The sequence below is a fragment of the Streptomyces sp. NPDC014894 genome (assembly GCF_043080985.1).
Classification (GTDB): domain Bacteria; phylum Actinomycetota; class Actinomycetes; order Streptomycetales; family Streptomycetaceae; genus Streptomyces.
The window spans coordinates 262,705-283,404 of sequence record NZ_JBIBWD010000009.1 but is presented as its reverse complement, the minus strand read 5'-3'; the positions used below and the strand labels follow the sequence as shown (position 1 = coordinate 283,404).

Annotated in this window: 16 protein-coding genes and 1 tRNA gene; 7 read left to right on the top strand and 10 right to left on the bottom strand. The window is 72.3% G+C overall.

What is annotated here, in order from left to right:
- The first annotated feature begins 522 nt into the window (after positions 1 to 522).
- Complete coding sequence (locus ACF089_RS22885) at positions 523 to 1,896, top strand: cell surface protein (RefSeq protein ID WP_392029370.1); 1,374 nt, start codon at positions 523 to 525, stop codon at positions 1,894 to 1,896.
- Between the two features lie 394 nt (positions 1,897 to 2,290).
- A complete protein-coding gene (locus ACF089_RS22880; protein ID WP_392029368.1) occupies positions 2,291 to 2,614 on the top strand; it encodes a thioredoxin family protein in 324 nt (107 codons plus the stop codon).
- A 312-nt stretch (positions 2,615 to 2,926) separates the two neighbouring features.
- Here ACF089_RS22880 and ACF089_RS22875 read toward each other — a convergent pair whose 3' ends face one another.
- Together ACF089_RS22875 and ACF089_RS22870 are read right to left on the bottom strand one after the other, a co-directional pair.
- Positions 2,927 to 3,814, bottom strand: a complete 888-nt coding sequence (locus tag ACF089_RS22875; protein WP_392029366.1) for a hypothetical protein — start codon at positions 3,812 to 3,814, stop codon at positions 2,927 to 2,929.
- 753 nt (positions 3,815 to 4,567) lie between these two features.
- Positions 4,568 to 5,449, bottom strand: coding sequence for a hypothetical protein (locus tag ACF089_RS22870; protein WP_392029364.1), 882 nt, complete (start codon positions 5,447 to 5,449; stop codon positions 4,568 to 4,570).
- Between the two features lie 610 nt (positions 5,450 to 6,059).
- Here ACF089_RS22870 and ACF089_RS22865 point away from each other — a divergent pair.
- Both ACF089_RS22865 and ACF089_RS22860 read left to right on the top strand, forming a co-directional pair.
- On the top strand, positions 6,060 to 6,317 hold the full coding sequence (locus ACF089_RS22865; protein ID WP_392029362.1) for a helix-turn-helix domain-containing protein: 258 nt from the start codon (positions 6,060 to 6,062) through the stop codon (positions 6,315 to 6,317).
- Positions 6,317 to 7,540, top strand: coding sequence for a tyrosine-type recombinase/integrase (locus ACF089_RS22860; protein ID WP_392029360.1), 1,224 nt, complete (start codon positions 6,317 to 6,319; stop codon positions 7,538 to 7,540). Before ACF089_RS22865 ends, ACF089_RS22860 begins: the two co-directional genes overlap by 1 nt.
- 88 nt (positions 7,541 to 7,628) lie before the next feature.
- Here ACF089_RS22860 and ACF089_RS22855 read toward each other — a convergent pair.
- Positions 7,629 to 7,702: transfer RNA gene (locus ACF089_RS22855), tRNA-Pro, on the bottom strand.
- Between the two features lie 135 nt (positions 7,703 to 7,837).
- On the opposite strand from ACF089_RS22855, the gene ACF089_RS22850 reads away from it, so the two are divergent.
- Positions 7,838 to 8,326, top strand: coding sequence for a DUF309 domain-containing protein (locus ACF089_RS22850; protein ID WP_392029358.1), 489 nt, complete (start codon positions 7,838 to 7,840; stop codon positions 8,324 to 8,326).
- 303 nt (positions 8,327 to 8,629) lie between these two features.
- On the opposite strand, the gene ACF089_RS22845 is transcribed toward ACF089_RS22850, so the two are convergent.
- On the bottom strand, positions 8,630 to 8,905 hold the full coding sequence (locus tag ACF089_RS22845; protein WP_392029356.1) for a hypothetical protein: 276 nt from the start codon (positions 8,903 to 8,905) through the stop codon (positions 8,630 to 8,632).
- The gene (locus ACF089_RS22840) at positions 8,898 to 9,461 is read right to left on the bottom strand and encodes an RNA polymerase sigma factor (protein WP_392029354.1); all 564 of its coding nucleotides are present in this window, start codon (positions 9,459 to 9,461) and stop codon (positions 8,898 to 8,900) included. Before ACF089_RS22840 ends, ACF089_RS22845 begins: the two co-directional genes overlap by 8 nt.
- 338 nt (positions 9,462 to 9,799) lie before the next feature.
- Between ACF089_RS22840 and ACF089_RS22835 the strand changes: the two genes are divergently transcribed.
- A complete protein-coding gene (locus ACF089_RS22835) occupies positions 9,800 to 12,583 on the top strand; it encodes a hypothetical protein (protein ID WP_392029352.1) in 2,784 nt (927 codons plus the stop codon).
- A gap of 166 nt (positions 12,584 to 12,749) precedes the next feature.
- Here the strand turns inward: ACF089_RS22835 and ACF089_RS22830 are convergent, their stop codons facing one another.
- The 5 genes from ACF089_RS22830 to ACF089_RS22810 all read right to left on the bottom strand — a co-directional run bounded on the left by ACF089_RS22830 (position 12,750) and on the right by ACF089_RS22810 (position 16,229).
- The gene (locus ACF089_RS22830; RefSeq protein WP_392029350.1) at positions 12,750 to 14,066 is read right to left on the bottom strand and encodes a cytochrome P450; all 1,317 of its coding nucleotides are present in this window, start codon (positions 14,064 to 14,066) and stop codon (positions 12,750 to 12,752) included.
- A gap of 159 nt (positions 14,067 to 14,225) precedes the next feature.
- Positions 14,226 to 14,516, bottom strand: a complete 291-nt coding sequence (locus ACF089_RS22825) for a cittilin family RiPP precursor (protein ID WP_392029348.1) — start codon at positions 14,514 to 14,516, stop codon at positions 14,226 to 14,228.
- Positions 14,517 to 14,643: 127 nt separating this feature from the next.
- Positions 14,644 to 15,327, bottom strand: coding sequence for a hypothetical protein (locus ACF089_RS22820; protein WP_392029346.1), 684 nt, complete (start codon positions 15,325 to 15,327; stop codon positions 14,644 to 14,646).
- Between the two features lie 96 nt (positions 15,328 to 15,423).
- Positions 15,424 to 16,071 carry a hypothetical protein gene (locus ACF089_RS22815; protein WP_392029344.1) on the bottom strand — a complete coding sequence of 216 codons (648 nt, stop codon included), beginning with the start codon at positions 16,069 to 16,071 and terminating at the stop codon, positions 15,424 to 15,426.
- Complete coding sequence (locus ACF089_RS22810) at positions 16,068 to 16,229, bottom strand: hypothetical protein (RefSeq protein ID WP_392029343.1); 162 nt, start codon at positions 16,227 to 16,229, stop codon at positions 16,068 to 16,070. The genes ACF089_RS22815 and ACF089_RS22810 overlap by 4 nt, the downstream gene beginning before the upstream one ends.
- A gap of 91 nt (positions 16,230 to 16,320) precedes the next feature.
- Between ACF089_RS22810 and ACF089_RS22805 the strand changes: the two genes are divergently transcribed.
- Positions 16,321 to 20,457, top strand: a complete 4,137-nt coding sequence (locus ACF089_RS22805; protein WP_392029341.1) for a tetratricopeptide repeat protein — start codon at positions 16,321 to 16,323, stop codon at positions 20,455 to 20,457.
- Positions 20,458 to 20,700 lie beyond the last annotated feature (243 nt).

The window sequence follows — 20,700 nt, the reverse complement described above, 5'->3', positions numbered from 1 at the left end:
CTTCACGGGATCACGGGGTCGGACTAAACTACAAAAAATAGACATTAAGGGAGCTTTCCACCTGGCGGGATATTCGCGCGACCACACCCCTAACGACACGTCAGATAGGCCGCCGACCTGCAGAAACGTGAGATCGACTCAACGGCCTCCGGAGCCGGGCCTGTTTCACTACCCGCGGAGATAGTGCCGCGACCTGACGAACAGGCCGAACCAGCCCAGCAGTAGCGGCGTGCGCCGAGCGCCTTGGTTCGCGCCCCCGCTCTGGTGTCCAGCGATTCGTTCTTCCGCTCGACAAAAGGCACCCTCTCGGGCGCCTATGCGATTACCTGTCATTCGTATGGATGGATCTGTTGTGGGGGTTGGTTGGGAGCGGCTTGGGGCGGTAGATGTCGCCGGACGGTACGCCGTACCGTCCGGCCACTCCGTCCGGGGTGGGCTGGTGTGCTTCATGAGAGGGATGCGTTGATGAAGGTCATGTCGCGGCGGGGCTTACGCCCGCTTCGAAGGCTGATAGTGATTCCCGTGACCGCGCTGCTGGCGGGCGCGGTGGCTCTGGCGCCGCCCGCAGGGGCGGCCGGTCCGCAGGAGATGCCCGCCGCAGGGGCCAAGCCACGGGCGGCTGCCGAGCCGACCGTGGCGTATGTCGCCAACCGGAGCAACAACGACGTCGCCGTCGTCGACGCCGGTCTGAGCAGGGTGCTGGCCCGGATCCCGGTCGGGCGCGCTCCGATCGATCTCGCGGTCTCGCCGGACAATTCGCTGGTGTATGTGGCCAACAGCGGCGGCGACCGGACCGTCTCGGTGATCGACACCGCCACCCGGTCCGTCGTGGCGACCGTTCCGGTCGGCCGCAGCCCCCAGTTGCCGGTCTTCTCCGCCGACGGCAGCCGGGCCTTCGTGAACAACTTCAACGACAAGTCCCTGTCGGTGATCGACACCGCCACGCACACGGTCACCGCGACCCACGCGATCGACACCGCCGCCACCGGCGCGGCCCTGTCCCGGGACGGCAGCAGGCTGTATCTGTCCCAGTTCGGCAGCATCACCGTCTTCAACACCACCACGGACACCCTCGAACCGGCGATCCCCGCGCCGGGCGGCAACCGGGACATCACGTTCACCCCCGACGGGACCCGCGCCTACGTCTCCCATGCCGGCGACAACCGCGTGAACGTCCTCGACCCCGCCACCGGGACCTTCACCGGGACCGTGCCCACCGGCGGCGCTCCGTTCGAGACCGTCTTCACCCCCGACGGCGCCCGCGCCTACACCGCCCGCAACGGCAACGCCACCGCGGCCGTGGTGGACACCGCGACCCGCACGGTCACCGGCTCGATCGCCCTGCCGCCGCGCCCCTCCAACCTCGCCATCAGCGACGACGGGAAGCGCGTCTACGCCACCGGCAACACCAGCGGGACCCTCTCCCTGATCGACGCGGCCACCAACACCGTCACCGCCCGGATCAACACGGGCAACCCCTTCGACGTCGTGCTGGTGACCCCGCCCACCCCGGCCTCCGCCGACCTCGGCCTCGCGCTGACGGCTCGGCCCGTGCCCGGACTGAGCGGGCGGATCGACTACACCCTCACCGCCACCAACAACGGCCCCGACCCGGTCACCTCGGCGACCCTCACCGCCGAGCTCCCGGTCTCCGGCACCACCAGCCCCGACTGCACCGTCACCGGCCGGACCGCCGAGTGCGCGCTCACCACCGTCGCCCCGGGGGACAGTGTGACGCGGAGCTTCAGGGTCCCCGTCGCACTCCTGAGCCTGGGAACCCCCTACACCCTCGCTGCCACCCGCACCGCCAGTACCCCGGCGGACCCGACTCCCGGGAACGACAGCGCCACCCGCACCTGCACCGCCACCACCCCGCTGCTGATCAACTGCACCTGACCGCATTTCCCTGCGGCCCGGGCCGTCCTTTCCTTCCCCGGTCGGCAGGAGAGGGCGGCCCGGTGAGGAACGCCCCCGGTGAGAGTGCCGGGCGCTGATCATCTCGACCGCCCCGGAGGATCGGGGCACCGCTGGATGTGGCCGATCAGGACGCGCGGACAGGGGGCGCCGGCATGAACAGCCCTGCCGAGGAAGTGCCCGGTCGGCTGAACAGGTTGCCCGCAGGGCCTCCGACCACAGACCTCATGCGTTGTCCTCACCTTCCGCCGAACCGGTGATCTGCCGGGCGGGGTCTGCGGCGCGACGTTCGCCGCCGTGTTTTCGCGGCCGGGTGTGCGTGTGGCCGGGAGCGGGCAGATTCGCGGTGCCGACATCACGAGCGGGCGGAGATTCGATGAGCAGGGTCCATGATGTGACCGACCGTTCCTTCGAGGCCGAGGTGCTCACAGCCGGCGGCCCGGTGCTGGTCGAGTTCTGGGCGGAGTGGGCCGGCCCGTCCAGGATGGTGGCGGCCACGCTCGACGAGATCGCCGGCGCGTACGAGGGCAGGCTCGTCATCGCCAAGCTCAACACCGACCACAACACCGCCACCCCTCCCACCTACAACGTCAGCAATCTCCCGACTCTGCTGCTGTTCAAGAGCGGCGCGGTGGTGGCCACCAGGATCGGGGCCCTCTCCCGAGGCCAGATCGAAGAGTTCCTGGACGCGAACCTCTGACCGAGCTCATTCGGCGAACCCACCCCCGGCATACCGGCCAAGCCGGTGAAGATGAGCAGTTGCTGCGGCGCCGGGCCCACGGCCGCGACCCGGGCGGCCCCAGCCGCCGTCCGCTGCCGCGCTGACGAAGCATGGGGCCCGGTCGGCAGCGGAGAGCATGCTCCACGCCGTCCGAGAGCGCGACAGCCCGGTTCTGGGCGCCGAGGCCGTCCTCGCCGGTCCCGCACCAGGACCTGACCCCAGCGGCTCCTCCGGGTGCTGTGCCCGGAGCTGAGCGGCGTCCGGGCCCGGGGTGCTGGTCCGGGGTGTGGGTCAGCAGAGGATGATCAGGCCGGTGATGACGGTGCAGGAGGTGGTGGCGCTGTCGTTGGCGGGGTTGGGGTCGGTGGGGGTGCTGGTGGTGCGGGTGGCGGTGGCTGGGAGGGGGCCGAGGGAGAGGAGGCCGAGCCGGGCGGTGAAGGTGTTGGTGGCGGTGGCGTTGTCGGCGAGGTTGGTGAGGGTGCAGGCGACGGTCTTGGCGGTGCCGTTGTAGGAGCAGTTGCCGGGGAGGTTGGTGACGCTGGTGGTCTGGGCCGGGAGCTGGGTGGTGACGGTGCCGCCGGTGGCGATGGAGGGTCCGTTGTTGGTGGCGGTCTGGGCGTAGCTGATAGCGCCGGACAGCGGCGTGGTGGTGGCGGTGAGTCCGACGGTGATGTCGGCTTCGCCGGTGACGGTGAACGGCAGCGTGGTGGGGGTGTAGGTGTTGTCCTCGCCCGAGATTCCCAGTGCCGGGGTGAGGGTGTGCGTGCCGGGGGGTGCGTCGTCGGCGACCGTGGTGCTGATGACGACCTTCACGGACTCCTCGTCCTCGAGTTCGCCGGCGGAGAGACCGACTGAGCTTCCGGCGTCAAAGACTTCGCAATCCACGGGTGGCGCGCCGACCAGGACGGTGCAGGTGCCGGGGACGTCGAAGAGGTTCGCGTCGGCGCCGATGAAGATGGCGGCGTCCTCGTCGAATCCTGAGGTGTTGTCGATCGTCAGGGTGAAGGTGACCGGGTCCCCGGGAGCGGCAGTGGTCGTGGACACCTCCACCGTGGTGAACTGGCTCGTGGACGTCGCCGGAGCGGCCTGAGCCGCCTGAGGAACACCCAGCAGCGCCACAGCGGTGAAGACCGCCGTCACCGCGGCGGCCCACGGGGAGCGATATTTCCCTCTGGTCATGAGATTCCCTTCGATTCACCGGCAGACGCCGGTCCAGGACTCGCGGAACAAACAGGCACATGACATGCGGGTCGCCGCCCAGCCGGGGCGCGGGCCACGCACCGGCAGCCCGCACCCTCCTGCCCGTCAACTCCCACCGATCCTGCGGGCGCGCGGACAGTACGAGACAGTGGGTGAAACGGTGCATCGTTCCGGCGAGCTCCTTGCCTGGCAGACGATCATCTGCCAGGGGATCCCCCCACCTGGCACGAGACCCCGGCTCGCCCTGCCCCGGTCCTCCTTTGACCAGTGACTTTCACGAGGAAGCAGGCTCAGTGACCGGCCACGCCGATCCCTTCGGACCGCACGGCACCGGGGTTCAGCCGCTTCTGATGACGCGGTCTCCATGGCCATGCCCCAGGACCTGTCTGTTTAGCGGCACAGTCACCTCATGGGGTGATCTGTTCGCCCTGTGCGCCACACCAGGCTCTCCGGTCTGCTAGGTCCCTTGGGGCGTCCTGGACACCGCCGAGGCGCCTGACTGCATTACGGCATCGGGTCGTGCGCCGGGGGCCGGCCCCGGGCACGATGACGGCCGGGAGCCGGAGGCCGAACCCGGGGAGGCGGTCGACCTGACGTCGGTGCGGGCGCTGAAGAAGCTCCGCACCGATGTCGAAGCCGGGCGGGTTGGTGGTGTCGGGCTGCGCGGCCGGCCTGTGGCCGGGGCCCGGGTCGCCGGATGGGGGGTGCCGGTCCACCGGGTGTGGGCAGGGGCTATGGGCAGGTGGTGAGGATGATGGAGACGACGGTGCAGGTGGCGGTGTCGGTGTCGTTGGCTGTGTTGTTGTCGGTGGGTGCGGAGGCGGTGCGGGTGCCGGTGACCGTCACCTGGCCGAGGGACAGGAGGTGCAGAGGGACCCGGAACGATTTCGCGCTGTCGGCGCCGTTGGCGATCGTGCTGTAGGTGCAGGTCACGGTGCCACTGGAGGTGGTGCAGCCGGAGGAGAGGTGGGTGGCGCTCGCGCCGGTGGGGAGGCTCGCGGTGATCGTGGCGGATGTCGCGGCGGCGGGGCCGTTGTTGTGGGCGTTCAGGGTGTAGGTGAGGTACGGGACCAGGATGCCCAGGTGGGGCTGCGCGGTGACGTCGACGGCGAGATCGGCGGCTGCGGGCGCGGTGATGGTGGTGGACTGGGAGCCGTTGACGTCGTTGGCTTCGGAGGCGGTGCCGGTGACGTTGGCGGTCACGGTGCCCGCGGCGTTCGGCACGACCGTGATGTTGGCCGTGCCGAAATCGTCGAGGTCGATGGTGCCGTGGTTGCAGTTGGCGGTGGTGGCGGTGAAGGTGCAGGTGGCGCCGCCGGTGGCGGTGGCGCCGGTGATGGTGGCCGATGCGCCGGTCAGGGTCAGGGAGGACTGTGCGTTGGAGACCGCGGAGTCCGCGCCGGTGAGGGCGTAGGTGTAGGTGTAGGGGGTGCCGGCCTGTACCGGGTCGGCGGAGTCCACCGGCCCGAACAGCTGGAGGGTGACCGCTTGGGCGCCGGCCGCCGCGGCAGGGGTGACGGCCTGCAGGGCGGACAGGGCGAGCAGCAGCCCGCCGAACAGGGCGGTCAGACGCAGCCGTCGGGAGCGGCGGTGGGCCGGGAGCAGGGGAGACACGGAGCGACTCCGTTCTGCCGGGCCGCCGTCACCGACAAGCCCGGGGAGTACCGGGCTCGACGGCGGAACGGGCCGGCTATGAATGGTTCCGAAGGAGCCTGCCGAGGTATCCAGGGCCAGTGCCGGGCCTCGGGTATCGGCAGACCGTACGTGCCCCGGAAGGGGCCGCCTGGGGAGTGCACGGATCGCCCCCACCTTCCCGCAGCACTCCCGCACATGCCAGGGACAAAAAACCCAGGCCGCACATCAACACACCTCGGCCGAAAACCGTTCACACATACACGAACAGGTGTTCTTGCCCCAGTGGCAGGCAGGGACAAGCCTACGGAGCGCACCCGCTGGAGAGTCACCGCGGACGGGCCTGCGACCCACATCCGCTCGTACCGTAAACGGCTCGGCCTTGGGGTCGTTGCTGCCCTGGCGTCACCAGCATGAAGCAGAAGAAGACGGTGATATTGACCTTCCCGACGTCCGCGGGGGGCTATATAGCAGATAATCACCGGTTTCCGAAACTGGGGATCTTGCGGAGATTTGAAGGGTGAACTACCCGCACACACCCCCTTCATCCTCCCGCTCACTGCCGCCCACTCGGCCCGCCTCTCAGAACTCCATGCCCTCTCGTTCCACTCCATCCGGCATATCCCACAGCACCGAGCCAGGCGGGCCGCTGTCCGGTACCTGGTACTCGACCGGGGAACTCGCCGGCCTCCTGCGGGTTGATCCCTCCACGCTCCGGCGCTGGCGCACCGCGCATCCCCTCCAAGGGCCTCCGTACGTTCCTGTGAGCGGGCGTGTCGTCCTCTACAGCGCTCGTGACGTGGAGACCTGGCTCGCCGAGCGCCGCGTCACACTCGGTGTGGTGGCCTGATGCCCTACACCGAGGCCGTTCCGCTCGGTGTGCGGGTGGCCGGCGACATCGAGCACCGCCCCAACCGCCCCTCCCCCTACCGGGCCCGCGTCCGCTGGTTCGACCCCGCCTCCAAACGCCGCAGATCCCTCTCCGAGGGCAAGGACACGCACGACGAGGCCGAGGAGTGGATCTCCGGCATCCTCAAGGCCGCGGAAGCCGGGATCGCGCCGAACGTGGCCACCATGTCCCTGGCCGAGTACGGCACCAGCAACATGGACCTGGCCCTGCGCGGCCTGGAGTTGAAAACGCTCGACCCCTATCTCGCGGGCTGGCGCCGCCGGGTGGTCCCCGCGCTCGGGAACTTCCCCGTCCGGATGATCAGCAACGGTGCTGTCGACCGCACCGTCCACGGCTGGATCGCCGACGAGCAAAGCCGCTCCACCGTCAAGAACAGCCTCGCCGTCCTCGTCCGCGTCATGGAACAGGCCGTCAGGGACGGGCTGATCACCGTCAACCCGGCCCGGGTCACCGGATGGCAGCGCGAGTACAAACAGGCCGAGGACGAACTCGACAACCCCCGCGCCCTCGCCCTGCGCGACTGGCCCACCCTGCTCAACCTCACCCACGCCCTCGTGGACCGCTCCCACGGCCACTACCAGGGATGGGGCGAGGTCGTGGTCTTCGCCGCCGCGACCGCCGCCCGCATCGGGGAAGTCTCCGGCGTCCGCGTCGCCGACATCGACACGGTGAACTGGATCTGGACCGTCCGCCGCCAGACCACCCCCGCACCCGGCGGGCTCGTCGACAAGAACACCAAGGGCAAACGCGCCCGCCACGTCCCCCTCGTGGAGGAGATCCGGCCCATCGTCGCCGAACGCATCCTCGCCGCAGGCCCCAACCCCGACGCCCGGCTCTTCACCGGGCCGCGTGGCGGACGGATCTCCACCGCCGTGCTGCGCGACGCCACCCACTGGGACGAGGTCGTCACCTCACTCGGCCTCGAACACCTGCGCCGCCACGACCTGCGCCACACCGGACTCACCTGGTTCGCCGACGCCGGAGTCCCCGCCCACGTACTGCGCAAGATCGCCGGACACGGATCCCTGCTCACCACCCAGCGTTACCTCCACCCCGACATGTCCCAGATCACCGGCGCGGGGGCAGCTCTCACCGCCCACCTCAACCCCGTCCGCGCGCCCCTCAGCCTGGCCGTCCAGCCCGCCCCCGGAAGGCGTCGCTAGACCGTGTGGTCCCCAAATGGTCCCCAAGACATACGGAAAGGCGGTACCGGATTTCTCCGATACCGCCTGCGACCTGCGAAAACACAAGTCGGGACGACAGGATTTGAACCTGCGACCCCTTGACCCCCAGTCAAGTGCGCTACCAAGCTGCGCCACGTCCCGTTCGCGTGCCCTGGTGGCCTCAGGCCGGGCGCGCATGGAGAACATTACCCCACTCTCCGGGTCGGCCGGACCGCCCCGGCCTGCGGTCATGGGGCGGTCGTGGGCCGTCGCGGGGGGATCGGGGAGAATCGAGGGATGAGCAGCGCACCGCGTGACCGTGACGATGAGGGGCGTGCGCGGAGCGCGCGTCCGCGCGACGGGCTGGGGCGGCCGCTGCCGTACGGCGCGCGGGGGGTGGAGCGGCAGCCCGAGGGGGTGGTGCGCCCGCCCGGGCGCACGCTGGTGGAGGCTCAGCGGCTGCTGGACGAGGGGAAGCCGTTCCACGCGCACGAGGTGTTCGAGGACGCCTGGAAATCGGGCCCTGACCAGGAGCGCGAGCTGTGGCGAGGGCTGGCGCAGCTGGCCGTCGGGCTCACCCATGCCGCGCGCGGCAACGCGAGGGGCGGGGCGCGGCTGCTGCTGAGGGGCGCGGACCGGATCGCGGGATTCCGCGATCCGTACGGTGTGGACGTCTCCGGGCTGGCGGTCTGGGCCCGCTCGCTCGCCGCCCGGCTGGAGGGCGGGAGCGGGGATCCGGTGGACGCCCTCGCGGAGGCCCCTCGGCTCACCCGCGAGACCGACTGACCCACGAGACCTACCGAGCGACCTACCGAGCGACTGACCGCCCGACCGCCCGACCGACTGACCGACTGACCGACCGACCGACCGACCGACGAGACTTCAGTCGGCCCGCGAGACCGGCGCCCGCCGACCCGCCGGAGCCGCCCGCCGTAAACAGAGAACCGTTCACGGACCGACAGCCGGACCGACGGGCGGACAGACGGGCGCGCGGCCCGGACGGCGGCGCGCCCGGGCCGAGGCCCGCGTACGCCCCCGTACCGCGCGCCCCCGGGAACGGTCACCGCCGGACCGCCCGCGGCAGCCCGCTCACCCCCCGGGCCCCCTCGGGGCCGCGGTCAGCTCGCAGGCGCCGTCGGCGCAGGTGCGGCGGAGGCGGCCGCGCGAGAGGGTCTGGACGAGGCCGATCGTCCAGCACATGGGGCAGCCGCGCAGGGCGACCAGGCCGACGGGTATCAGCAGCAGGGCGATCGGGCCCACGGCGGGGAGGGCCAGGACGGATCCGGCGAGCGCGCCGAACCCGACGGCTCCGCGCGCCGCGTGGCGGGGGAGGGAGGCGCTCGCGAAGCTCGGCCGGTCAGCCATGGCCGCCGTCCTCCCGTCCCGGCGCGGCCGGCTCCGCCAGGGCCTGGCGGACCGCCGCCCGGGCCCGGTGCAGCCGGGACTTCATCGCGGCGGGGCTGAGGCCGAGGGCGTCGGCGGTCATCCGTCCGCTGTGTCCCTGGATGTCACGCATGATCAGGACCCGGCGCTGATCGGCGGGGAGCGCGGCGATCGCGTCCGCCACCCGGGCGGCCTCCAGCCGCTGGAACACCTCCTCCTCGAACGACGGGACCACGGCGTCCGGCACCGGCCCCTGGCTCCGCAGCGTCAGCCGGGTGCGCCGGAGACACTCGTTGCGGACGATGCGGAACATCCACGACGCCAGGGCGCCGGAGGCGCGCAGCATCCCGATCTTGCGGTAGAGGATGATCAGCGCTTCCTGGGCGGCGTCCTCGGCGTCCTGCGGAGAGGCGCACAGCGTCCGGGCGAATCGCCGCACATGGGGGTGCGAGCCCGACACCAGGGCGGCGGTCGCCTCGGGGTCGCCCTCCCGCGCCGCGGCGATGAGCTGTTCGCCGGGCCAGACGAAGTCAGCCACGGTTACGCCCCTTCCGGCGCAGGACGAGAACGACCACGCACGCGCAGACGAGCACAGCCGTGACGATGACGGCACCTTCGATCATGACAGCCTCCGGGTTCCGTGCCGACGCTCTGTCCGCACAGGGAGAAGAGGCGCGGCCCGCGGAAAAGGATTCGGGCCGGGGCGCCGCACGGCCAACTCGGCCTCCGTGGACAACGTTTGCCTCACAGTGCGCGCGCCGAGGCAACCCCTCGGCCCCGGCCTCCGTCCTCCGGAACCGGAAGAGGTCCCGGACGGCTGCCGAGGAGCGGAGTCCGGGGCGCTCGACGCACGGCCCTATGACGAGGAGGACCACAGTGATCCGTGTCCCGCGCATGATGACCGCCGGGCTGGCGGTGCTGGCGCTGGCGGCGGGGTCGCCCGGGGTGGCGCTGGCGCTGCCGTCCGCGGGCCCCCCACCGTCCACGGGGAGTTCCATATCCACCGGACCGCCGTCGGCGGGCGCGCTCCCCGACGGCTGGCGGATCGCCGATTCCGGCGACGGGAGACAGCTGGTCTGGGTCTCCCCCGACCCGGTGCCCATCGGCGACGCCCGGGTGGAGTTCCGCTCCGGGGACCGGCTCGTCGGCAGACCGCTGGCCGACGACGACCGGCGTACGTTCCGGCTGAAGCTCGACGGCACGGACATCGGGCCGGTGCAGGAGCTGAAGGTGCTGGCCGGCGGTCGGCGGCTGGACGCGGACGGGACCGTGGACGAGGCCGCCAAGGCTCCCCGGCGCACCGCGCCGCAGCCCGTCCCGTTCCCCGCGAACGACGTCGACCCCGGTGTCCCGGGGTCGTTCCGCACGGTCACCGGCGAGTACGACCTCGCGTCGGTGCGGCTGCCCGGCTTCCCCGCGCCGGTCGAGATGCGCGCCACCGTGACGGGGCCGGTCGGGGCGAAGGGGGCGCGCCCGCTGGCGCTGTTCCTGCACGGCCGCCACGCCTCCTGCTACAACGCCCGGGGCGAGTCCCTCGGCGGCTGGCCCTGCGAGAAGGGCTCCAAGCCGATACCGAGTCACCGCGGCTATCTGCACGACCAGAAGCTGCTGGCCTCGCAGGGCTATGTGACGGTGTCCATCTCGGCCAACGGCATCAACGGCCAGGACCACGACGCCGACGACGGCGGCGCGCAGGCCCGTTCGTCCCTGGTGCGGCAGCACCTCGCCCGCTGGGCGGAGTGGGCCGACTCCCCGGCCAAGGCTCCGGCCGCCGTGCGCGCGACCTCGCGGGCCGATCTCTCCCGTACCCTGCTGGTCGGCCACTCGCGCGGCGGCGAGGGCGTCAACCGCGCGGCGCTCGACTCACTCTCCCGGCCGCCCGCCGACGAGGACGGGTACAAGGGGCCGGTGCGCTGGCGCATCCGCGGCAATGTCCTGATCGGTCCGACGATCTTCGGGCAGAATCCGGCGCCCGACGTTCCGTCGATGACGATTCTGCCGGGCTGCGACGGCGATGTGTCCGACCTCCAGGGCCAGATCTACGTCGACGGCACGCGCGGGATCAGCCGGGGCGACGCCCTGCAGAGCGCGGTGTACATGGTCGGCGCGAACCACAACTTCTTCAACACCGAGTGGACGCCCGGCCAGGCCGAGGCTCCGGCCGAGGACGACTTCTGGTCGGAGAAGGACCCGGTGTGCTCGCCGGGCACGAAGACCCGGCTGACGGCCCGGCAGCAGCAGAAGGCGGGCTCCGCGTACATCGCGGCCGCCGCCCGGCTGTTCGTGGCGAACGACGACCGGGTACGGCCGCTGCTGGACGGTTCGCAGCGGCGCGCGCCCTCGGCGGGTCCCGCGCGGGTGCTGACGCACGCCGTCGGCGGGCGCCGCGAGGCCGCTTTCGTGCCGGACGCGTCGGCCGCCGTGACCGGCGGCAAGCTCTGCGCGCAGGTGAGTGAGGGGGCCGACGCCTGTCTGTCGGGCGCCAAGGGCTCGTCGCCGCACTTCGCGTTCTGGGAGACGATCCCCGAGCCGGGCCGGTACGCGGTGGGCATGGCGTGGTCGAAGGCGGGCGCCGCGACGCGGATGAGCCCCGCGAAGCCGTTCTCGCTGAAGGGTTCCGACGCCCTGGCCCTGCGGGTGATCGTGCCGCCCAACACCGCCCGCACCAGGCTCGACGTGACGATCGTCGACATCTCGGGCCGGCGGGCGAAGCTCGGCGGCGTCCTGGCCGACGGGCTGCCGGGCACCGAGCGGACCTCCTCCTACTGGGGGCGCGAGGTCCGGGTGCCGCTGTCCGCCGCCGTTCGCGCCGGGCTGGATCTGAAGCGGGTGAAGTCGCTGGAGCTGACGCCGCGCACCCGGTCCGGCAAGGCGTGGCTGATGGACGCGTGGGGCTGGCGGCCGGGCACCCCGGCGGTCCGCCCGGCCGAGCTGCCGCGTATCGACATCGGCCGGCTGACGGTCAAGGAAGGCGACTCCGGGGTCCGGAACTACCGGGTCCCGGTCCGGGTCTCCGGAAAGGGCACCGGTCAGGTCCGGCTCTTCGTGCCCCGGCAGGACTCGGACAAGGTCGACTCCCGGATCGTGAACGTGGGTCCGGGCAGCCGGGAGATCGTGGTGCCGGTCAAGGTGACGGGCAACACCCGCTTCGGGTACGACTACGCCCAGGGCGCGTTCGTGAAGGCGGTGCGCGGTGTGGCGGTCGGTTCGCACCGGGGCGGGGTGGTCGTGGAGAACGACGACCCGATGCCGAAGCTCACCCTCACCCCGGTCACGGACCAGGTCGTCGAGGGGAATCCGCTGACCTGGCGGATGTCGCTCTCCGAGGTGGCCGACGCGTATGTCTCGGCGGATATCACCGGTCTGCCGGTGAGCGGCGGTCCGGAGCTGTCGACGCTGGACGTCGACCCGGTGTGGCTGGAGGAGATGTACGGTGCGAAGGCCGCGCCCGAGCGGCCGCTGTCCACGGTCATGAGCGATCCGTACCTGCAGGCCTGGGTGCCTCCGGGGCAGCTGAGCGCCGAGGTGAGCGTGCCCACCGCCGCGGATCGGGTCACCGAGCCGACGGAGTCGCTGCGGCTGCGGATGACCGCCTACGACCGGATGGGCGAGCCTTTGCAGAGCCAGGACGTCACCGGAACGGTGCGGGACGCGCCGTAGTCGGCCGGATGTGAGGACGAGCCCGCCGGGCCCCGAGGGAGGGGGCCGGCGGGCTTCTCCGCGTCCGGGCCCGCCGGCCGGGCGGGCCCGGACCGTTGCGGGCTCTACCGACCGGGCGGGCTCGTCCCGTCCCGGGCCCCGTCGGCCGGTGGGCGGGCCCGCGCGGTCACCAGTCGCGGGGCACGGCCTCGACGCCCGTCGGCTGGAGCGCGAGGGCGGGGCGGGGCCGGATCCGCTCGGGCCTGATCAGCTCCAGCCGGAATCGACGCCAGATGTCCGCGACGATGTGCACCGTCTCGGTGGTGGCGACGGCGGCCCCGATGCACACGCGGGGGCCGAGCCCGAACGGGAAGTAGGAGCCGCGGGGCGCGGGCGCGGACCCCTCCAGCCAGCGCTCCGGGCGGAAGCTGTCGGCCCGCTCCCAGTGGCGCGGATCCCGGTGGGCGACCCACTGGCTGACCGTGACCGTGGTGCCGGCCGGGATCGTCAGGCCGCCGAACTCCACGTCGCGCAGGGCGTCCCGGCTGCTGAGCCACACCGGCGAGTAGAGCCGCAGCGCCTCGCGCACCACGGCGTGGGTGTACGGCAGGGCCTCCATCCGCGCGATGCCCGCGGGCGCCCCGGCGAACGCGGCGGCCGCCTCGTCCCGTACCCGCTCGGCGGCCTCGGGGTGCCGGCCGAGCAGCACGCTCGCCCACACCACCGAGTCGTTGGTGGTCTCGAACCCGGCCATGACGAGGGTGCCGAGCTCGTCGCGGATCTCCTCGGCGGTCGGCCTCGGATCGCCGTGGAGCAGCGCGTGCAGGACGGGGGCGCGCTCCGGGTCGTGGGCGTGCGGCGAGTCGGCGAGGGCCTTGAGCACGGCGTCGACGCGGGCCGCCGAGCGGCGGATCCGCACCTTGGCCGGGGTGGGCCACCACTCCGGCAGCAGCAGCGGTGAAGTCGACATATCCATGATGGGCGCGACCATACGGGCCACGTCCGCGACGTCCCGGTCGCTGAACGCGCTCCCGAACATCAGCTCGCTGATCAGCCTCAGCGTCAGCCGGGGCACGTCCTCGTCGAGCCGGCAGGGCACCCCGGCCCGCCAGCCGCCGAGCAGCCGCTCGCCCTGCGCGTCCACGATCTCCGCGGCCCGGGCGGTGAGGGCGCGACCGAACGCGGGCTGCATCCGGTGCCGTTTCGCCTGCCAGTCGGGGCCGTCGCTGTTCATCATCGCGGTGGGGAATCCCTGTTTGCGTCCCCGGCGCAGAGTCAGCGGGCTTCGCTTGGTGAATCGCCCCTCCCGGTCGACCAACATCGTCTCGACATCGCCGGGTGCGCTCAGCAGCACATTGTGCTCGCCGATCCGCACCACATCGCCATGAGCGCGCGAACAGTCGGTGAGAAATCTCAGCGGATCACTGCTGAACGCATGGAGATTTCCGATGTACTTGTCCCCGACGGGTCCGGGTATCCCGGTTTCGAGGGGAGCGGCGGCCACATGTCCTCCCGGGGCGGAACGGATCAGTGCGGTGCGTGCGGGACTGCGGTGCGGTGCGTGCGGGGACTGCGGTGCGGGACTGCGGGCGGGTGGTTCCGGGCAGTACGAATGGCCGCGACACGACTGCCGCGGCCATCATCCACTCGTTCGCCCCGCGGCCTAGTAGTAGGCGTACGGCAGGGTCAGCCGGTCCTTGCGGGTGAGACGGGCGAAGAGCGCCCCGGTCAGGATCATCTTGCGCATGGCGAATCCCTTCCTGTCGACAGGCGCGCGCAGTTCAGCGACTGCGCCACCGGCAGAACTGTAGGCGAACACCCAGGGGGTAACAAGACTTCTTGTGCACGAGGAGAATTCTTTAGGAATGCGCCGCCGTCGTTCACCGCATATCGAAATCCGCCGCGCCCCGGCAGGCGTTTCTCCACGGCCGGGAATGCCCTTGACTTCGATCACGCCCGGTACGCGAGAAATGCGTTCCCGATCACCGCTCATCGTCTTTCTCGCCCCGGATCAAGAAATTCCGCCGTCGGCGGCGCGGGCCGGCCGGGGCGATCGCTCGCGGTCGCTCCGGCGGCGGAGGTCAATCCAGGTCGAAACGGTCCAGCAGGGGCTGCCTGCCCTTCCGTCTGCGGACATGACCGCGCCGGCCGGCCACGAGCGCCATGACGATCCACGCGCCCAGCCCCCAGACCACCCAGTCGAGCATCATCACGGAGTCGACACGCGTCGCGTCCTTGATCGGGACGACGCCTTCCGGGTCGCGGAGGATCTCGATCCGGTCGCCCACCGCGTACTCCGAGGACGAACCGGTCCACACCATCTTCTCCGCCAGCTCGCCCCCGGGGCCGACAAGGGTGTACTGGTGGCGGCCGCCCGTCGTCCCGGCGGCGCTGTCGGCGGTGATCGTCACCCGCTCGTGGATCCCGCGGTACTCCAGCGTCAGATCGGGCGCGTAGTCGACGGACCCCAGCACCAACACCATCAGCGACGGCACGATCGAGAGCACGGCGAGCCACCACGCCCGGTGCAGATGGCGCAGCGCGAGCGCGAACACCAGGCCGAAGAGCACACCGGTCCCCACCGGGATGAACTCGTATCCCATGGTCAGATACGCGATGAACGTATTGCCGGCGGCGAACGACAGCCCGAGCGCGATGACGACGAGCGTACGGCGCACCGACGTTCCGGCGCTCACGCCCGTCCCCTCGCCGGGCCTCGGGGGCCGGATCTCCGTACGGGTGGCTCTCATGTCCGCGTCTGGCATCCGGCCAATATAGACGGGCGCCCACGGCCCGCTCGGGGGCGGTGGAACGCCCAAGTCCGGGGCCCTCGCGGGCCCCCGGCCCCGGCCGCCGAGCGCTCAGCGGCCCGTCGCGCCCAGGAACACCACGGAGCCGGTGATGACGACCACGGCGGAGAGGAAGGTGTGCCGCCGGGCCCTGCGCAGCTTCTCCCGTACGAGCCAGGCGTGCGCGGTCGCCATCAGCCATCGCAGATAGGGGTCGGTCCGTCCGATGTTGCGCCGCGCGGTCGCCAGGCCGCGTTCCAGCACGGCCCGTTCCGCCGGTCCGGCCGTCGCCAGCAGTCCGGACATCTCGGTGGCGATCCGGCGGTGCCGCAGCAGATCCTCGACATCGGTGGCCATCGAGCCGAAGTAGTAGCCGGGGGCGGCGTCGAACTGCTCGCGCAGCCCTCGGACGGCCGGCGAGGTGAGGACCTCGGGTGTGGTCAGCGGGGGTACGAGGACCTCGCTGGTCTGCCACATCGCCCAGGCGACGCCGACCAGGGCCAGGAGCAGCCCGCCTCCGGCCCAGAGCGCGTGCGTCCAGTCGCCGATCCTGCCCACGGCGAGCAGGGGGCCGCCGCCGAGCAGCAGAGCGCCCACGGCTCCGGCGGAGGCGAGAGTCCAGCGCGCGGCGTCCCGGCTGTCGGCGACGGAGTCCAGCGGCGAGGGCAGCACGTCCATGGCGGCGAAGCCGGGCTCCCCGGCCGGCGGGCCGGCGTTCACCGGCCGGGCCCCCGGAAGACGACGCCCAGCGGCCCCGGGTCGTCGTCGGGGAGATCCACGTACGGCTTCCAGACCTCGCCGTCGAAATACTCGAGCATCCCAGACTCGTCGACCCGTACCGCGTTCATTCTCGGATGCTCTTCCGGAGCCTCTGACATGACCTCAGTATGGCTGTGGGCGCGGTCGGCCGCCGGTGATTCCCGAACGCCTCCGCACCGTCCTGGAGGCGAAGTCGATCGGGGGGCGCCGGTGATCAGGCTGACGATCGGGACCGGGCTGGTGACGTGCGACATCCGGGGCCGCAGAGCCGCCCAGGAGCCGAAGGCCCCGAACCAGCGCACGGCCGATCTGCTGTGGCGACTGCCGAGAGAGCCTTCGGACTCCCTCTTGCGGGAGGTCGGCGTCGCGCTCGCGAGCCGCTTCCTGGGCGGGGCCGTCGGCTCGGCGCTCGCCGATGAGCTGCGGCGGCCGGGGCGGCACCGGATCGGCTTCGAGGTGACCGATCCGGCGGTGGCGGACCTCCCCTGGGAGACCGTCGTCCCGGTCGGCCGCACGGACCCGCTCGCCCTGGACCCGCATGTGGACATGTACCGGACGACCTCGCGCTCCGGCCGCCCGTCCGCGGCCGCCGACCGAGGCCCGCTGCGCGTTCTCGCCGCCGTCGCCGCCCCCGACGACAGCTCGGGCGAACTGCTCGACCACGAAAGGGAGCTGGGCCGGATCCTGGACGCCGTGGAGCCCGGCCGCCGCGACGGCCTGGGGGTCCGGGTGCTGGAGTGGGGCAGCGCGGCCGCCATCCGCTCCGCGCTCGCCGAGGAGGCCTGCGGTGTGCTGCACATCTCCTGCCATGCCCGCCCCGGCGCGCTGCTGCTGGAGACGGCCTCCGGCGAGGAGGACGCCGTGGACGCCACGCGCTTCCTGCGCGACGTCCTGCCCGCCCCCCACGAGGTGCCCCTGATCGTGCTGGCGGGCTGCTCCACGGCGCTGGAGGGCGACTCCGAGCTGCCCGGTCTGGCCCGGAGCCTGCTGGACAGCGGCGTTCCGGCCGTGCTGGCGATGACCGGCGCCGTCAGCGACGGCTACGCCACCGAACTGAGCGCCCGGCTGTACGAGGGGCTGGCGAACCGCCCCGGCCTGGATCTGCTGCGGGTGTTCTCCGAGGTCCGCCGGGAACTGGCGGGGACACCGGGGGCGTTCCCCGAGTGGGCGACGCCGGCGCTGTTCCTCGCCGATCCGGAGCTGCGGCCGGCCGGGAGCCGTCCCGGGCCGCCCCGGGCCGTCGAAGAGCCCGACCGGCCCTCCGTCGTCCTCGACGGCCTGGTCCGCGCACGGCACGACTTCGTGGGCCGCCGAAGCGCCCTGCGCGCGATGTCGGGGCCCGAGCCCCGGATCCTGCTGCACGGCATCGGCGGGATCGGCAAGACCAGCCTCGCCGCCGAGCTGGTGCGGCGCTTCGCGACCGCCACGGACGGTGTGGTGGTCGCGGTCGGCGGCGAGACGTCCCCCGACGCGATCCTGGACCAGCTGCTGCGGCGGCTGCGCGCCCACTGCGCCCGGAAGAACCTCGCGCGGACCGATCCGCTGCGGCGGGTGCTCATCGCCCTGGGCGAACCGGGACGGGAGTGGCGGGACCGGCTCCGGGAGACCGCCCGGGTCGCCGTGCCGCTCCTGCTCGTTCTCGACAACGCCGAGGACAATCTGGACGCGGGGCACCGGCTCGCCGACGGCGACCTCGCCGCGTTCCTCGGGGCGTGGGCGGCACAGCGTCCCACGATCGTCACCAGCAGACACCCCTTCCCGGTCCCCGGTCTCGAAGCCCGTCATCTGCCCCCGCTGACCTGGCAGGAGACCCGCAAGCTGATCTGGCGGCTGCCCGGCGTCGACGCGCTGACGCCGCCGGAGCAGCGGCGGGTGTGGGCGCGGCTCGGCGGCCATCCGCGGTCCCTGGAGTATCTCGACGCCCTGCTGCGCGACGGCGGCGCCCGCGTCGACGGGGTCGGGGCCCTGCTGAGCGAGGCGCCGGCGGGCCGCGCCGCTCCCCCGGGCGCGCTGGGACAGCGGCTGGACGAGACCGGCGCTCTGATCGCGCGGGACGTGCTGCTGCCGGAGCTGATCTCCCGGCTCGGCACGGTCCCGTCGGCCCTGCCGCTGCTGCTCGGCGCGGCGGTGTACCGGCTGCCGGTGGACCGGGACGGGCTCGTGTGGCAGCTCGCCGACCTGCCGGACGCCCCGCCCGCCGAGGCGGAGCCGCCCCCGGCGCCGGACGGGACGGACGACGCCGTGTCCCGGCTGCTCCACCTCGGGCTGCTCGCGCCCGTCGGCGACGCGTTTCTGGTGCACCGCTGGACGGCCGAGGCCCTGGCCCGTCTCGCCGGGCCGGAGCGGCTGACCGAGGCCCACCGCAGGGCGAGCGCCTACTGGGCCCGGCGGAGCGGCGCCGAGCCGGGACAGGCCCTCTTCATCACGCGTGTGCTGGAGGCCAGATATCACGCGCTCGCCGCCGGTCTGCTCGTGGAGGCGCTGGACTACACCAAGTTCGCCTGCCTCCAGCTGCGTCTGAGCGGCCAATGGGACCGGGAGGAGCTGTTGCGCCGGCAGGCGCTGGCCCTGACGGCGCCCGGGTCGCTGCGGACCGCCGAACAGCTCGCGGAGCTGGGCGGCCTGGACTCGCGACGGGGACGGTACGAACGGGCCGAGGGCCGGTATCGGCGGGCGCTGGCCGTGTTCGAGGAGCTGGGCGCGGAGGAACAGGCCGGGGCCGCGCTGCACCAGCTGGGCATGATCGCCGAGTACCGGGGGGACGCCGCCGAAGCCGAGGCGCTCTACCGGCGGTCGATGGCCGTCAAGGAAGTCATCGGCCATCGGCAGGGAAAGGCCATCACCCTGCATCAGCTCGCCGGTCTGGCCCTGGACAGGGGCGACGACCGGCTCGCGGAGCGGCAGTACACCGAGGCGCTCGCCCTGTGCGAGGAACTGGACGACGTCGAGGGGATCGCGGCGGCCCAGCACCAGCTCGGCGCGCTGGCCCGGCGCGCCAAGGACTATGTCAGGGCGGAGCACTGCGCCCGGAGCGCCCTCTCCCTCCATCAGGGGCTGGGCGACCGGGTGAACGAGGGCAACGGCCGGCTGGAGCTGGCGAACATCGCCCGGGCCCGTTTCGACGACCCGGCCGCGCAGACGGAAGTGCGGGCCGCCTTGGAGATCTTCGAGGACGTCGGACTCCATCGAAGCGTCGCCGAGAGCTGCCAGATGCTCGGCGAGATCTCACGTGATCTCGGGGATCCGTCCTGGGCCGAGGAGTGCTTCTTCCGCGCGAGGGAGCTGTTCGCGGCCCTCGGCGAGAAGGAGCGTCTGGCCGCCTGCGGCAGGCGGCTCGGCGTGGTGCGAACGCTGCTGGGGCGCGTGGCCGAAGCGGTGCCGTACACCCTGGAGGCATGGCTCGACCTCCAGCGGCTTCCCCGCGCGACCGAGGATCTGGAATGGCTCGCCGTCCAGCGGCTGGAGCTGGGCGCCCCGGCCTTCGACGGGATCGTGCGGCAGCACGCCGACGCGTCGACCGCGGACCATGCCTTGGGGGCGGTCGCGCGGCTGACGGAGTTCTATCACTCGGGGCCCGGCCATACGCTGCTGGGGAGCGCCTACGTCAAACTGGGGATCGCCGCGATCCGGAGGAAGGACGCGGGGCTGGCCCGGGTGCTTCTTCTGCACGCACTGCCTTTGTGCGAGGCGGCCGGGTTCCCCGAGGGAACGGCCAAATGCCACGAGGACCTCGGGCACGCGAATCTGGAGTCCGGCCGGTTGGACGAGGCCGAGCAGCGCTATCGGGCGGCGCTCGCGGTGTACCGGCGCCTGGGCAACGACACCAACGTGGCCATCGTGCACCACGGGTTGGGACGCGTCTGTCAGGAGCGGCGGGCCTACGCCGAGGCGGAGGAGCACTTCCGGGCCTCGGTGGAGGTGAAGAGGCGGCTGGGCAACCGGGCCGGGGTGTCCAACAGCGTCTTCCATCTGGGCCGAGTGGCCCAGCTGCGCGGCGATCACGCGCTCGCCGAGCGGTGCTTCCGCGAATGCCTCGCCATCGACGAGGCCGACGGCGCGAGGGCGGAGACGGCGCTCGACTACGGCGAACTCGGCAACCTCCGTGCCGTGCAGGGCCGTTCCGAGGAGGCGCTGCCCCTGATGATCCAGGCGCTGTCCCTCAACCGACAACTCAAGTCGGACAATACGGCCCTGAACATCACGGCCCTGCGCAAGCAGCGCGCCGCACTCGGCGACGAGCGGTTCATCTCTCTTCTGCGCCGTACCTGCGACGAGGACTCGGTGTCCGCCGTCCTCGCCATGACCGCCACCCTCCCGGGCGGCGGCCCTCGGCCCGGCGCCGGGTAGCCGCGCGGCGGCCGGACGGACAGACGCCGCCGCCGAACGCCGGTGTCCGGTGCGTACCGGCGCTCCCGGTCCGCACCGGGACACCGTACGGCCGTCCCGGGGTCGCCGACACGGGCGGCCTCGGGGCGCGCGGGGGCGGCGCACCGCGAACGGATCACCCGGGAGGGGGCGCGGCGGAACGGCCGGCCGAGGCGTACGGCGGGTCGTACGGCGGGACGACCGGCGGGACGACCGGCGGAGGCA